The organism is Ruegeria sp. BB7 (assembly GCF_056539365.1).
The window spans coordinates 210,837-224,633 of the sequence record NZ_JBQFUV010000001.1 but is presented as its reverse complement, the minus strand read 5'-3'; the positions used below and the strand labels follow the sequence as shown (position 1 = coordinate 224,633).

13 protein-coding genes are annotated in these 13,797 nt (G+C 55.2%); 3 read left to right on the top strand and 10 right to left on the bottom strand.

Annotation, left to right across the window (positions count from 1 at the left end; translation table 11 throughout):
* Positions 1 to 23: 23 nt before the first annotated feature.
* From ppk2 to guaA, 9 genes are all read right to left on the bottom strand, one after another.
* Complete coding sequence (gene ppk2, locus ACR0D7_RS01160) at positions 24 to 893, bottom strand: polyphosphate kinase 2 (protein WP_480677383.1); 870 nt, start codon at positions 891 to 893, stop codon at positions 24 to 26.
* Positions 894 to 942: 49 nt separating this feature from the next.
* Complete coding sequence (locus ACR0D7_RS01155) at positions 943 to 1,890, bottom strand: alpha/beta fold hydrolase (RefSeq protein ID WP_480677382.1); 948 nt, start codon at positions 1,888 to 1,890, stop codon at positions 943 to 945.
* 7 nt (positions 1,891 to 1,897) lie between these two features.
* A complete protein-coding gene (gene metA, locus ACR0D7_RS01150) occupies positions 1,898 to 2,836 on the bottom strand; it encodes a homoserine O-acetyltransferase MetA (protein WP_480677381.1) in 939 nt (312 codons plus the stop codon).
* Positions 2,837 to 2,875: 39 nt separating this feature from the next.
* Positions 2,876 to 3,748: an ATPase gene (locus tag ACR0D7_RS01145; protein ID WP_480677380.1), complete on the bottom strand. Its 873-nt coding sequence runs from the start codon at positions 3,746 to 3,748 to the stop codon at positions 2,876 to 2,878.
* 49 nt (positions 3,749 to 3,797) lie between these two features.
* Entirely contained in the window at positions 3,798 to 4,694 is an 897-nt protein-coding gene (locus ACR0D7_RS01140; protein WP_480677379.1) for a DMT family transporter, read from the bottom strand.
* Between the two features lie 108 nt (positions 4,695 to 4,802).
* A complete protein-coding gene (locus ACR0D7_RS01135) occupies positions 4,803 to 5,729 on the bottom strand; it encodes a porin (RefSeq protein ID WP_480677378.1) in 927 nt (308 codons plus the stop codon).
* Positions 5,730 to 5,945: 216 nt separating this feature from the next.
* Positions 5,946 to 7,079: an OmpP1/FadL family transporter gene (locus tag ACR0D7_RS01130; protein ID WP_480677377.1), complete on the bottom strand. Its 1,134-nt coding sequence runs from the start codon at positions 7,077 to 7,079 to the stop codon at positions 5,946 to 5,948.
* Positions 7,080 to 7,203: 124 nt separating this feature from the next.
* On the bottom strand, positions 7,204 to 8,106 hold the full coding sequence (locus ACR0D7_RS01125; RefSeq protein ID WP_480677376.1) for a DMT family transporter: 903 nt from the start codon (positions 8,104 to 8,106) through the stop codon (positions 7,204 to 7,206).
* A gap of 97 nt (positions 8,107 to 8,203) precedes the next feature.
* A complete protein-coding gene (gene guaA, locus ACR0D7_RS01120; protein WP_480677375.1) occupies positions 8,204 to 9,763 on the bottom strand; it encodes a glutamine-hydrolyzing GMP synthase in 1,560 nt (519 codons plus the stop codon).
* Positions 9,764 to 9,844: 81 nt separating this feature from the next.
* Between guaA and ACR0D7_RS01115 the strand changes: the two genes are divergently transcribed.
* Both ACR0D7_RS01115 and ACR0D7_RS01110 read left to right on the top strand, forming a co-directional pair.
* Positions 9,845 to 10,282: a GNAT family N-acetyltransferase gene (locus ACR0D7_RS01115; protein WP_480677374.1), complete on the top strand. Its 438-nt coding sequence runs from the start codon at positions 9,845 to 9,847 to the stop codon at positions 10,280 to 10,282.
* Positions 10,283 to 10,578: 296 nt separating this feature from the next.
* Positions 10,579 to 12,123 (top strand): trimethylamine methyltransferase family protein, encoded by a 1,545-nt coding sequence (locus ACR0D7_RS01110; protein ID WP_170381312.1) that lies wholly within the window; start codon positions 10,579 to 10,581, stop codon positions 12,121 to 12,123.
* Here the strand turns inward: ACR0D7_RS01110 and ACR0D7_RS01105 are convergent.
* A complete protein-coding gene (locus tag ACR0D7_RS01105; protein ID WP_480677373.1) occupies positions 12,116 to 12,424 on the bottom strand; it encodes a DUF6477 family protein in 309 nt (102 codons plus the stop codon). The genes ACR0D7_RS01110 and ACR0D7_RS01105 overlap by 8 nt on opposite strands.
* Positions 12,425 to 12,665: 241 nt before the next feature.
* Here ACR0D7_RS01105 and ACR0D7_RS01100 point away from each other — a divergent pair, with 241 nt between their 5' ends.
* Positions 12,666 to 13,775: a DUF6456 domain-containing protein gene (locus ACR0D7_RS01100; protein WP_480677372.1), complete on the top strand. Its 1,110-nt coding sequence runs from the start codon at positions 12,666 to 12,668 to the stop codon at positions 13,773 to 13,775.
* Positions 13,776 to 13,797 lie beyond the last annotated feature (22 nt).

Here is a 13,797-nt window from a genome sequence, read left to right as displayed (position 1 = left end):
CTGTGGTATTCGTCCACTGCTGATCATGATTCCCAGATTTCTGGCCCACCGCAGATATTTGGATCGTTGGGGCCAATCGCATTCTCGTCCTTTTCGTCATAGTCGAGCGCATGCAGAACCGTACGAATAGCTGCTAGGCGCGCTCGTTTCTTGTCATCTGACCGCACAATCGTCCATGGGCAGTGTTCCGAGTGGCTGCGGGTCAGGGTTTCCGAGATCGACTGGCTATATTCGTCCCATTTACTTAGACCAGCCACGTCGATTGGGCTGAGTTTCCAATGCTTTAATGGGTCACCTTCACGCGCCAGAAACCGTTTCAACTGCTCCGCCTGTCCGACGTTGAGCCAGAATTTGAAAAGTATGATCCCGTCGTTGACCAGACCAGTCTCGAGCGGCAGAACCTGCCGGAAAAAATGCTCACGTTGCTCGGCAGTGCAGAACCCGAATACGTTTTCGACAACGCCACGATTGTACCAACTCCGGTCAAAGAACACGATCTCGCCCGCGGCTGGAAGATGCGGGATGTACCTTTGAAAGTACCATTGGCTTCGCTCAGTATCCGAGGGTTTGCTAAGGGCCACGTTTCGTGCGCCGCGAGGGTTAAGGTTTTCACGGAAACGTTTGATCGTGCCGCCTTTTCCCGCCGCGTCTCGACCTTCGAAAATAAGCGCGATGCGCTGATCGGTTTCCTTGATCCAAGACTGCAGCTTGACCAGCTCTATCTGCAGCTTTTCCATCTCTTTTTCATAGTCCTTACGTTTCATGCGTTCGTCGTAAGGGTATGTTGGGTTCAGAATGTCGTCCTTATCCGACTTCTTGATGGCCGAACGCACCTCTTCCGGGGCGTCATTCCTGTAGTACTTTTCGATGGAACCTTTTTCGGTGCGGGCCATAGGTTACCTCGTCATAAAATCCATAACTTACTATGGATTAGCCGTGGGATTAACGCAAACCCGCTCGCTCCGCCGCACGTATAATGGCGGCAGAGACCTCAGGGGCGGCCACAACTTGCGGCATGTGCCCAATTCCGGGCAGTTCGATCAGTTCGGCACCGGGGATTTGTTCGACCAGCCGGTGGGAATGCCAGCCCAAGCCCACAGTGTCGTCATCGGTGCCGTGAACGATCTCAGTCGGAACGGTGATCTCTGCATAGCGCGGCTGCAAAGCGCGAACCTCTTCCAGCAGGTTTGCGCGTTGCTTGGCATTGGCGTGCATCGAGCTTCTTCGAATGGTCAGACCCGGACCGAAGTGATCGGCATAACCTTCGGGCGCGGTCTGAGGTGCAAACACCCGGTCCAGCGCCTTTTCAACATACCATTCGGGAACAAACGCAGTGACCAAGGGCAGGGCTGCGACCTTGCCCGCCGAGGTCGCAGCCATCTTGTTGAACCCGTCCAGAGGTGTCTCCCACGGGATCGCAGCAGCGGCGATCAGAACCAGGCCAGAGATATTGTCAGGCCGCGTTACAGCCCAGGCAAGCGAGACAGACCCGCCATAACTTTGCCCAGCTACGATGGGTTTTTCAGCGCCCAGTTTTTCGGCGGCTTTTTGCAGGATATCTGCTTGTTCTTCAATAGTTTCCCCATCGGGGTTAAAGCTGCCGCTGTAGCCTAGGCCGGGGCGATCGAACACGATTACACGGAAATTTTCGGCCAGGATCGGGGCCAGCGCAAAGGTCATGTCACGTGTATTCCCGCTGGATCCATGGATCAGAACAACGTCAGGGCCTTCGCCCATCACGACCGCATGCACCGGAATGCCATTGACATCGATGATCAGACCTTCGGGGGGAAAAGCAGCCTCGGCGCGGGCCTCATTTCGACCGGCGCGCCAGATGGCGATGGCCCAGAGCAAAACCAGAAGGGTCAAAGCGATGAGGCCAGCGCGCATCACCAGTTCAGGCCCTCAGGTCGGTTTTTTCCATTCCGATCCGGCTAATGTCATAGGGCGTGGTGCCATATATCTCGCTGATCCAGTTTCCATAGAGAAGATGCGCATGGCTGCGCCAACGGTTCTGTGGTGTCTGGGTCGGATCGTCGTCCGGATAGTAGTTCATTGGTACGTTAATTGGCGTACCATTGGCTACGTCCCGATCGTATTCCTGCTTCAGCGTATCGCTGTCATATTCGAAATGGTTAAAAATATAGAGCGCACGATGCGCCGTATCTTCGACCAGACAGGGGCCAACATCCTCACTGCCCAGCAGAGTCACCAGACCGTCTGCGGCATCGATCTCAGTTTGTTTCATTTCGGTCCACCGGCTTACCGGGATGACACAATCATCCGAGAATCCACGCAGGAACGGCGAAGCCGGGTCCAGATTCACGTGACGAAAGCAGCCGAAAGCCTTGGCATCTAGGATGTGTTTCTTAACGCCGTGGAAATGGTTGATCATAGCCATTCCGCCCCAGCACACGCCAAACGTTGAATGTACGTTTGTCTGCGTCCATTCGAAGACTTCGCGCATTTCGTTCCAATAGGTAACGGCGTCGAATTCCAGATGCTCGATTGGCGCCCCGGTAATGATCAGGCCGTCAAACTTTTCGTCCTTCACCTCCTGAAAGGGACGATAGAACTCAGCCATATGTTCAGCAGCAGTGTTCTTGGTGCGATGTTCCGTCATGCGGATTAGTGACAGGTCGATCTGCAGTGGAGTCGCTCCGATCAGACGCGCGAACTGATTTTCAGTCTGAATCTTCTTGGGCATCAAGTTCAGCAAACCGATGCGCAGGGGGCGGATGTCCTGACGCATTGCCTGATCCTCGGCCATGACCGAGACGCCCTCTTTCGAGAGAACGTCAAATGCGGGCAGGTCGGAAGGAATCTTGATTGGCATCAGGTGCAAGCCTTTGGAGTTACAGTGTAGAGGCGGTAATTAAGCGCGCTTGGCGCTGGTCTCAAGGGTGCGTTCGATCAACTCATCGAAATCCCCAGCATCACGGACGTTGTGCATATCGTCCGCGGTTACAGTGACACCCCAGTTGTCCGCCATCGCCTGATAACGCGGCTGACGGTGTGCAAGAGCCTGCGCATAGGTCCAGCGGATAAAGGCGTTGGGGTCTACATCCTCGGCCCGGCAGGCATTCTGGGTTAGGTAGTCGTCCCAAACACGGGTCAGGAATTCGGGCTGATAGGACATCGGTTTGGGGGCTTTGTCGAACCGACGGACCAGTTCGGCGGTGTGGTCCTCATCCCCTTTGATCCAGATCATCAGCGTCCGACTGGACAGTTCGGACAGTACGTGATCGGTGGGATCATTCGGATCGACCCATTCGCAGATCGAACCGCCGGTATCGCAGATGAAGTGCGGGTACTGATACAGGTGCTGCGCGCGATCAATGAAGTACTCGGTGTCCAGCAGAGCATGAATTTCTGCCTGGCGGAACTGTTCCTGCCGGCGGCGGTATTCTGGCAGTTCCAGGCCGCCCATAGCCGGATTTCCGGGCTTGCCCAAATAGGAGGCAACGGGGGTCAGATTCTCGAACGAGATGTTTGATCCGATAAAGATCGAGTCAGACAGAAGAAGATCGCGCAGAAACGGGACTTTCATCGCCTCGGCCTTGGCATTATCGGCGATGTATTCACCCATGTAGCGGGTGCCGATGCGGTAATCGATAGAATAGTGGAACCAGTCACCCGAGTCGCGCAAGACGTTGGATACATAGGTCTTTCCCAGCCCCGACATGCCGAAGAACAGCACCTTTTTCCGCGCCGCATCGCGCCAGTCTTTTGCCGAGCCGTAGATCATCGTCCGCTATCCCTTTTTCCGACCTAGCTAAATCGGGCAGAGGTCCGCGTCAATCGCGTGTACCCGCGCGGTTAAGGATCAGCAGCCCCAGAGCGAGAATTGCGAAGCCCAGATAGGCTTGTGGGGGCAGGGTCTCATCTCGCAATACCGCGCCCAGTACGATGGCAACAGGAGGAATGACCAATGTGACAAGCAATAGGTTTCCTGCACCAGCCATGGCAAGAACCCGGTAGTACAGCAGATACGCTCCGGCTGTGGCGATCAGTGCGTAATAGCCGATTGCGGCCCATGTGATCATGGGCAAGTCCAACTGGGGTACACCATCGACCAGAAGTGTGATGGGCAGGATTTGCACGGTCGATGCCGTCAACATCCCGGCGGCGGCGACAACGGGTGGCATGTCGGAGAATTTCACACGCGCCCAAGCTCCGGCCAAGGCGTAAGAAATCGCACCGGCGATAATGGCCAGTTGAGCCGCGCTCTGCAGGTTGAATGTGGTGAAGTTTTTGATCCCAATGGCGATGGCGACGCCGAGAAACCCTAGTCCAACCCCTGCAGCGCGTAGAGGTGTCAGGCGTTCATCCTTGAACAAAATCGCGGCGGTGATAACGCCGAATATGGCCGTCATTGCGTTCAAGATCGAGGTCAGGCCGGTTTCTATGTAGAGCTGCCCCCAGGCCATTAAGGAAAATGGGACTACGTTGTTTAACAGGCCCATGATTCCGAACGCGAGCCACACACGGGGACTGGTCGGCACACGAAGCCCTTGAATCCAAACCACCAGCCAAAGCACCAGCATTGCCCAAAATACGCGGTGGAATACTGAGGTCATTACAGGGAGCGTATCCAGAGCTATCCGGATCGACACGAACGAAGCGCCCCAGATCAAGCCCAGCAAAAGAAGCTCGGCCCATGCTTTTGGGGAAAGATGTTTTTGTTTTGCCATGCCTCGTTCTCGCAACTTGGATAAATCCATTCGACCCGGAACTTGCGCAAAGAGAAACCCCGCCCAAAGGGGCGGGGTCTTAAGCCGTTCTTATAAAGTGCCCGAGCTTCAGAAGGCAGTATCTGTCAACGTTGTCAGAGCATTGTGACGCGGGGCCATGGCTGCACGCGCAACACTGTTGAGAGGTGTAGCCGCACTGCGATCCCCAAGCGGGAAGGTCAGGCCAACGCGGATTGTGTCGATATCACCGCTGGTACCGGCAACATCAATGTCGGTTCTAGCCAATTCCAAGGAAAATTGAGCTGGAATTGGGCTGATCTCAAGCAGGTTATAGTCAACGCCTAAGCCGAATGTGGTGAGGTCCGTGTCAAGATCGCTGAACGATTGATGGACGAGGCCAGCATAGGTGCCCCAGCCACTTGCAAACTGATAGTATCCACCCAGACCGATACTGTACAAATCAAGATCTGCGCCGCTCCCAGATATTTCGCTGCGAACATAATGCCCGCCGAATGCCGCACTATCCGATAGCTGATACCGAAACAGAGCGCCGATATCGGTCCAATCCGCGCCGCCGGGTAAACTGGGCGATGTCGTGCTTTCGCCGATCCATGCCTCGACCCCGACGCCTTCGGCGACGTAGCCGCCGGAAATACCATAAGAAGTAATGTCGGTGGATAGGTCGAAGCCCAGCCCCGTATCCAGTTCGGCATCTGCATAGTCAAGGTAACCGCCCAGAACACCGCCACTGTTGAACTGATAGTTCAATGTGGTTCCCAGATCCCAAACTGTCACGTCGCCGGACGCATCATCTGGGTCGACATAGTAGTACTTGGCGTCCAAACCCCAGTGCAGACCGTTGTCAAAGCTCAGAGTTCCGGTTGCGTCGCCAGTGAAAGTACCGGAGTCACCGCCGCCGTCGGAAACGGAAGAGTGTCCGTATCCCAAAGTCGCCGCCCCGCGAAAATCCTGGGCACTGGCAATTCCCGCCGTCATGGAAATGATTGCTACGATTGAAATTTTGCTCGTTTTCAACAGAGTCGTTCCTCGTTACATATTTGGTTGTTCGGCTCCCTTAACTGCACAAGTCCTGAGTCGATAGGCGAAATATCAAAGTGAGATATTTTGTCCTGAATTTCCCGTCAGATGTGTCGCAAACACAATGCGCCGGATGGTGAAGTATGTGTAATCGGCGGGCAAAGAAAAACCCCGCCAAAAAGGCGGGGCTTCAAGGTTTAAGGTATTTGTCGCTTAGCCCAGTGAGTAGGTGATCTGGAAGCCTACGCTCCAAGCGCTGTTGCCGCTAAAGTCTGCTGTTTGGCCAAATGCACCATCTGCGGTCGCGTCACCAATATCGGTATACCGAACACCAGCCGAGATCTTTGCTTTTTCCAATGAATAGGTGCCGCCAAGACCAACGCTCCAGAATCCGTCAGTTGGGCTCAGGTTGGACACCGGAATTCCGTCGTCAGATTCATATCCAGCGGTTATGGCACCAGCGAATTCGTCAGTGAACTGGTAGCCCAGGCCAAGAGAGAATGTGTATGTCGCGTTTTCATAATCTACGAGAGACGAGCCAACGGCACCAGTGTAGACAGGCGGGGCCAAATCCAGCTGTGGCCAGTCGACCCACCGCACCGAACCAAATAGCAAGGTTTTGGGGGCGACGCCTGTCTGGAAATCCAGATTGACCGATTGTGGTGTGTCAACTTCTGTCGTCGTGTCAGAAGGTACGCCGCCTATGATTTCTGTCTGCGACAGGTCATGTGTAATTTTGGAATTGTATGTCAGTGCAACACGGGCAGCAATTTCCGGTTTTTCCCATGCGACGCCGATTAGGTAGCCAAAGTCAACTTCACTGTCGGCATCAAACGAATAGTCCCCGACAATCGGAACACCAATCGACGCTTCTGAGACGCGCTGAACACGAACGCCACCCAACGCACTAAAACCGTTATTGAAATTATAACGCAACAAGGCCGTGAGGGCATCTATGTCTGCCTCGGCTCTCAGCGCATTGGGCTGAGTTGGATTGAGCGGATTGATCGACAGCGGGTAGGCGGATGAATAGGCAATATCAGCGCCAAACGGTTCATCGTAGATGATCGCCAGATCAAGTTGCTCGGTCAGCGCCGTTTTGAACCCCAGGTGCGGTGTAAAGAAATCATTGGCGATGTTGCCCGAGTCGACAGGTTCACCAACGGGGGGGAAAATATTGGGCATGGTGCCGCTTACTTCTGGGTCAGTATAGCTTAGGCCGAACTGAACAACAGTTCCTTCTTCGAAGATCAGGTTGATGCCCTGACCACTCCGGTCAATGCCCCCCGCATAGGCACCCGTTGCCCCAACGCACACCGCGCACGCCTGTAGAAGCGCTTTTTTCATTATGTCCTCCCTAAAGGTGTCCTGTTTGCCAGACCGGGCTACTGAGTGGTGAAAACCGATCCGCCTTGTGGTGCTCGATACTTTCTTAACCCTAGTTTAACCGTCAACTGGTGACGGTGCGTTACTACTGTCCAGTGTGGCGGGTATCTGTTGCCAAACTGTTACGTTTTTCGGTGTTTACGTTTAGAAAGATACCGAAAAAAATCACGACGGCCCCCAAAAGGGTCCAGTGATCCAAGGGTTCGTGGTACAGAATCATCCCAATCACGGCGATTGTGGGAAGGCGGACAAAGTCAAACGGCACAACCACGGTCGCAGGGGCAATGGCCAGCGCGTTGGTGATGCAGTAATGCGCCAGCAAGCCGGCCAAACCTACAAGTAATAGGAAAGGGACAGTAGCTGCCGTCGGTAAGGCAATATGGCCGTCAATCCCTGCTGCTAGAAACCCCAAGATTGCCTGCATAACTGTCAGCCAAAACATGATGCAACCGATGCTTGCAAAACGGGTCAGAGATTTGGTGGAAATCGTTGTAAACGCAAAGAATACCGCTGACATTGCCGCAGTAAGAATTCCAGTGCTCAGGGGGGCAGCACCTGGGCGGGTGATTATCAGAACTCCAACGAACCCAATCATGGCCGAAAGGGCACGCACAGGGGTCAGCCTCTCTTTCAGCAGCAACGGAGACAGGAGAATAACCCAGATCGGTTGGGTGAATTCCAGCGCGAAAACCTGTGCCAATGGGATAACTGAGACAGCATAAAACCAAAGGTTCTGACCGGTGAAATGCATCAGGTTTCGGATGCCGTGTAGGCCGAGCCGGTATGTCGAGACCTGATTCCACTTTCTTGTCAGTGTCAGAACCAATGACACAATGCAGATGCCGACGAGGCTTCGGTAAAACATGATCTCGAACGTATCATGGGTCACGCTCAGCTCGCGGCCAGCAATGGCCATTGACGAGAATGAGGCAATGGCGCCTGTCATCCAAAGCGCGGCCTTGCCGATCTGTGGTTTACTGCTGTCCATGCCTTTGCCTGCGGGAATCGCGGATTTCCTTATGAAAACCTATGGGTTTCTGGCAGGACTTAAACAAAAAAAGCCGGGGTGAAGCCCGGCTTTCTTGTCATTCCCACTCGATCGTTCCCGGAGGTTTCGAGGTAATGTCATAAGTGCATCGGTTGATGCCTTTGACCTCGTTGATAATCCGTGTGGCCGTTTCTCCGAGGAATTCATGGCTGAACGGATAATAATCTGCAGTCATACCGTCTACTGACGTCACGGCACGAAGGGCGCAGGCGTAGTCGTATGTGCGACCATCACCCATTACGCCAACCGTGCGGACGGGTAGAATCGCCACAAATGCCTGCCAGATGTCGTCATAGAGGCCGTGTTTGCGAATCTGGTCGATATAGATCGCATCCGCTTCGCGCAGGATTTCCAGTTTCTCGCGGGTAATTTCGCCGGGGCATCGGATCGCTAGACCCGGGCCGGGGAAGGGGTGACGGCCGATAAAGCTTTGCGGCAGGCCAAGTTCGCGGCCCAGAGCGCGAACCTCGTCCTTGAACAGTTCACGCAGGGGTTCAACCAGTTTGAGACCCATCTTTTCCGGCAGACCGCCCACATTGTGGTGCGATTTGATAGTGACCGAAGGCCCACCTGAAAACGAGACAGACTCGATTACGTCAGGATACAGCGTGCCCTGAGCCAGGAACTCGGCCCCTTCGATGGTGTCCGCGTGTTTCTGGAACACGTCGATGAACAGTTTACCAATGATCTTGCGTTTGGTTTCAGGGTCGGACTGGCCGTCCAGTTCACCCAGGAACAATTCGCTTTCATCTGCGTGGATCAGCTGAATGTTGTAGTTGTCGCGGAACATGCCAACGACTTCTTCGGCTTCGTTCTTACGCAACAGCCCATGGTCAACGAACACACAGGTCAACTGGTCACCGATCGCTTCGTGGATCAGGATCGCCGCGACCGAGCTGTCAACACCACCGGACAGGCCGCAGATGACCTTCTTGTCACCGACCTGTTCGCGGATCTTACGGATCATCTCGTCGCGATAAGCGCCCATGGTCCAATCGCCCTCGAACCCGGCCAGTTTCACAAAGTTCTCGTACAGCTTCGCGCCTTTGGGTGTATGGTGCACCTCGGGGTGGAATTGCACGGCATAGAAGTGACGGCTGGTGTCGGCAGTGATCGCAAAGGGCGCGTTGGGCGAGGTTCCGAAAACCTCAAACCCCCGTGCGATTTCGCTAACGTGGTCGCCGTGGCTCATCCAGACCTGTTCATCACCTTCGGCGAACCAGTCGTCCAGAATGTCCAGCTGACCCTTCGGAGTAACAAATGCGCGCCCGAACTCGGCGGTGCCATGGCCACTTTCAACCTTGCCCCCCAGTTGCTGCATCATCACTTGCTGACCATAGCAGATGCCAAGGATCGGCACGCCATAATCAAAAATCTCTTGCGGTGCGCGTGGTGACCCGTCACGGGTTACACTGTCTGGCCCACCCGAGAAGATCACGGCTTTGGGCGCCATCTCGCGCACAAAGTCCATCGTGACCTTTTGGTAGGGGTGGATTTCGCAATAGACATTCAACTCGCGCAGGCGGCGTGCGATCAGCTGCGTCACCTGGCTGCCGAAGTCTATGATCAGAAGGCGGTCATGGGATGTCTGGCTCATGACTGGCTCTTAGGTCGCGCGGCGGTTATGTGCAAGCGTTATGAGGACGTTTTCGAGCAGATGCAGAGGGAGATGCTAGCAATGGCGGATATTCGTTTCAGGGATGCAACGCTGGATGACGTCAATGCAGTCACTGACTGCATCCGGGCGGCTTATTCTAAAGCGCGCGAAACCATTGATGATCTGCCAGATGTAACGGGCGGATTGGCGCGGGAAATTGCGGATCATCGCGTGATTCTGGCCCTCGGCAATGACGAATTTGTCGGGGTGATCATCTTTGCGCAACAAGGTGATGTGATGAAGGTTATCAACCTGGCTGTATCACCGGCGGCACAGGGGCAGGGGGTTGCAGGTAAGTTGCTATCACTCGCCGAGGCCGACGCCCGCGACGCTGGCTGCACCCACATGGAACTGCGCACCCATCGGCTGATGCAGGATACGCGGGCGATTTACGCGCATCTTGGGTGGGTTGAAACTGAATTGGCAGGAAACTCGGTTGCGATGCGCAAAGACCTCTGAGGGTTGCCAGCCTATCGAATCCGGATTCTTACTGGAAAAAAATGCACCTCGAAACAGGTTTGCGACGGCACCGCTTTCTGTCGCATCCAAGGGTTCATTCTCAATCCTGGGGAAAGATGATTTTTGCGATTCAGGTACAACGCGCCTATCATGAACATGAGGAACTAGGGGCTAAAACAAGATCGAAAGGTCGATCATGTCGCTTTTACCCCTATAGCGCCGTAATCCACGTCTGGTGTGACTTGCGGTTCCGGTAACACGATTTGCAACGTGAACATGACTAACGGGATTATCTCATGGCAGAGGCAAACACCCGACGCAGAGCCAGAGGCGGCGGTGGTGCCGCCCGTAGGGCCGAGCGCACCGCAGTTCGTATCGAAACTGCAAAATATATCGAACGGAACATTCCGAATTTCGAGGTTCTCAACGAAGAAGCGTTGGAGATCATCGAGACCAATGCGGAAACTATTCTGGCCGAGGTCGGCGTTAACTTCGTTGACAATCCGGGCGCGCTACAGCGCTGGAAAGACGCCGGTGCCGATGTCGATGGTGAACGTGTTCGCATCCCCCGCGGTTTGGCGCGAGAGCTGATCAAAACCGCCCCCAGCGAATTCACACAACACGCTCGCAACCCCGAGAAATCGGTTGTCATCGGTGGCCGCAATTTGGTGCTTGCACCGGTCTATGGTCCTCCGTTCGTGCGCGACGCGCAGGGTGGTCGTCGCTATGCGACAATGGACGATTTCAATAAGTTCGTGAAACTGGCCTATATGTCCAAGTGGCTGCACCACTCGGGCGGGACCGTGTGCGAACCTACCGATGTGCCAGTGAATAAGCGCCACCTGGACATGCTGATGGCGCACATGACCCTGTCGGACAAGCCGTTCATGGGTTCGGTTACTGACCCCAGCCGCGCACAAGATTCGGTTGAAATGTGTGAGATTCTGTTCGGCAAAGAGTTCGTGCAGGAAAACACGGTCATGACCTCGCTGACCAACATCAACTCGCCGATGACGTTTGACGACGTGATGATGGGCTCGCTTGAAGTCTACGCCGCGAACAATCAGGCCTGCATCATTTCGCCCTTTATCGTGGGCGGTGCGATGGCTCCGGTTTCGGTGGCGGGGACGCTGACGCAGGTTCTGGCCGAGGTTCTGGCCGGTGTGGCTTACAGCCAGATCATCCGTCCGGGTGCCCCGGCGATCTTTGGGGCCTTCGTGTCGTCGATTGATATGAACTCGGGCGCGCCGACCTTTGGTACGCCTGAGGCGTCGATGGTCACCTATGGTGCGGGTCAGCTGGCGCGTCGCCTGAACCTGCCGTTCCGCTCGGCCGGGTCGTTCTGTGGGTCGAAATTGCCCGACGCACAAGCGGCTTACGAAACAGCAAACTCGTTGAACATGGGCCTGATGTCGGGCGTGAACTTCATGCTGCACTCCTGCGGTTGGCTTGAAGGCGGTCTGGTTGCGGATTTCGAGAAGTTCGTCATGGATGCCGATCAACTGGGCGTGCTGCATGGTCTGGCCAAAGGCGTGGCTTATGACGAGAACGCGCAGGCGATGGATGCGATCCGCGAGGTCGGACCGGGCGGCCACTATCTGGGCTGCGCCCATACGCAGGCGAACTTCAAGGACGCGTTCTGGAAGTCTGAAATGCTGGACTACAAACCGTTCGAAACCTGGGAAGATGAAGGCGGGCGTGACACGCGCCAACTGGCATCTGCCCGAGTCGAGCATCTGCTGGCCAACTACCAGCAACCACAACTCGACCCGGCGATCACCGCCGCGCTCAATGAATACATTGAGAAAAAGAAAGCATCCATGCCGGATGCATTCAGCTAATCACTGAATATTGCGAGGCGCGACTGGCCTGAAACAGTTGCGCCTCACCCAGTAGCGCGATCAACACGTCAAGATGCCGGACCAATGAATAGGCCGCATCTTCTTCCATTCGCTGTGAATTAAATTCTCTTTCCAATTCCATCAGTCGCATCAGTGCGGCGCCTGTGCCGGGCAATGATCCATAACCGAGGATGCGTTGCAGATGCCGGTCCCGGTCATAGTCCTGCGCCCCTAGTTTCGCGGCCCGTGCCAACAGGCGAGGGCGGCGTAGAGTAGTGATCAAGGTCATCAGATCCTGCATTCCAGCGGTCCTTCTTAACAGTGAATGTCCCTGAATGTGTCGCACAACCTAAGCGGGTGTTGCCTTGATCAGGGTCGCCCCGAACTCTGGCTTCATGAGTGTTTATATTTTTGAATCAAATCTGGTTCTTGTCTCTGCGGGTTAACGAACGAGTAACGAAAGCGACTCTAGTTAGAATTGGTTAACAAACTCATCGGGGGCGATTGGGAACAGATTGTTTTGTCGACGAGGTCAAGAAACTATGGAAAATAACATGGCTTTCACTATTCCGGCTTGGGTTCCAGAAGGGGCGCAAAGATACCTTGCCCACACTGAAACCGGCCAATCGATCCGCGACATCGCGCGATCTGCTGGGTGCCATGCTTCGACCATTCTCAGACAAATCCGGCGGATCGAAACTCGGCGGGACGATCCGTTGGTAGACGCAGCACTGCAATCGCTGGCCAAGACGCATTTCGCCGAGCCGGCGGCTCATGTGAATAACATGTTTGGTACGACACCTGAGGAAACCGCCGCCGCCGAAGATGAAGAGTTCAACCGCGAGGCCCTTCGGATTCTGCGTCGCTTGTGCGAAACGGGCTCGGTGCTTGCAGTCGCTGAAGAGATGGACAAGGCGGTCGTCGTGCGAGACTCTGGAGGTGGCGGCGCGACAAGGACTGCAGTGGTGGACTGCGCTATTGCTCAGGCGTTGGCTCTGAAAGATTGGATTTCTTGCGATAACCCGGGACGTATTTCGCGGTATCGCATTTCTTCGACGGGCCGGACAGCGCTTGGTCAATTGGTTGCCGATGCAGAAAACAAAGCCCGCACCCGAAATGAGTTTGGAATGGCCGATGCGCAGACACCGTTTCAGGCCAAGGTGGTACCGGGGCAGGGGGGTGCGAACAAGAATGACCGCCCAAAACGCATGCGCTACAGCGTGGCGGAAAGCCCGTTGATCGCTCTCGCTCGCAGACGGGATCGGGATGGAAAGCCTTTTCTGGATGAAACGCTGGTGGCGGCTGGCGAGCGCCTGCGAGAAGATTTCGAATTGGCGCAGATTGGGCCTCAGGTCACGCAGAATTGGGATCACTTTCTGACTGCAGGCGGGCGCGGCAGTTTTGGCAACGAAGCCCATGGCGGGCGCGGTTCTTCCGATGCGCGTGATCGCGTCGCCCTTGCCTTGTCAGACCTCGGTCCAGGGCTGAGTGATGTTGCCCTTCGCTGTTGTTGCTACCTTGAAGGGCTTGAATTGGCGGAAAAACGAATGGGGTGGTCCGCGCGTTCGGGCAAGATCGTGCTGAGGATCGCGCTGCAGAGACTCAAACGGCATTATGAGAGCCAGTCTGAGCGCAACCGAATGATCGGGTGATAATTTTAGGTTGCGCTGTTGG

Bases quoted from the DNA above. Each gene is read 5' to 3' on its own strand.
- ACR0D7_RS01125 (WP_480677376.1), bottom strand. From the start codon at position 8,106: ATGGACAGCAGTAAACCACAGATCGGCAAGGCCGCGCTTTGGATGACA.
- ACR0D7_RS01100 (WP_480677372.1), top strand. From the start codon at position 12,666: ATGGAAAATAACATGGCTTTCACTATTCCGGCTTGGGTTCCAGAAGGG.
- ACR0D7_RS01155 (WP_480677382.1), bottom strand. From the start codon at position 1,890: ATGCGCGCTGGCCTCATCGCTTTGACCCTTCTGGTTTTGCTCTGGGCC.
- ACR0D7_RS01105 (WP_480677373.1), bottom strand. From the start codon at position 12,424: ATGCAGGATCTGATGACCTTGATCACTACTCTACGCCGCCCTCGCCTG.
- ACR0D7_RS01115 (WP_480677374.1), top strand. From the start codon at position 9,845: ATGGCGGATATTCGTTTCAGGGATGCAACGCTGGATGACGTCAATGCA.
- ppk2 (WP_480677383.1), bottom strand. From the start codon at position 893: ATGGCCCGCACCGAAAAAGGTTCCATCGAAAAGTACTACAGGAATGAC.
- ACR0D7_RS01140 (WP_480677379.1), bottom strand. From the start codon at position 4,694: ATGGCAAAACAAAAACATCTTTCCCCAAAAGCATGGGCCGAGCTTCTT.
- ACR0D7_RS01145 (WP_480677380.1), bottom strand. From the start codon at position 3,748: ATGATCTACGGCTCGGCAAAAGACTGGCGCGATGCGGCGCGGAAAAAG.
- ACR0D7_RS01130 (WP_480677377.1), bottom strand. From the start codon at position 7,079: ATGAAAAAAGCGCTTCTACAGGCGTGCGCGGTGTGCGTTGGGGCAACG.
- guaA (WP_480677375.1), bottom strand. From the start codon at position 9,763: ATGAGCCAGACATCCCATGACCGCCTTCTGATCATAGACTTCGGCAGC.
- metA (WP_480677381.1), bottom strand. From the start codon at position 2,836: ATGCCAATCAAGATTCCTTCCGACCTGCCCGCATTTGACGTTCTCTCG.
- ACR0D7_RS01110 (WP_170381312.1), top strand. From the start codon at position 10,579: ATGGCAGAGGCAAACACCCGACGCAGAGCCAGAGGCGGCGGTGGTGCC.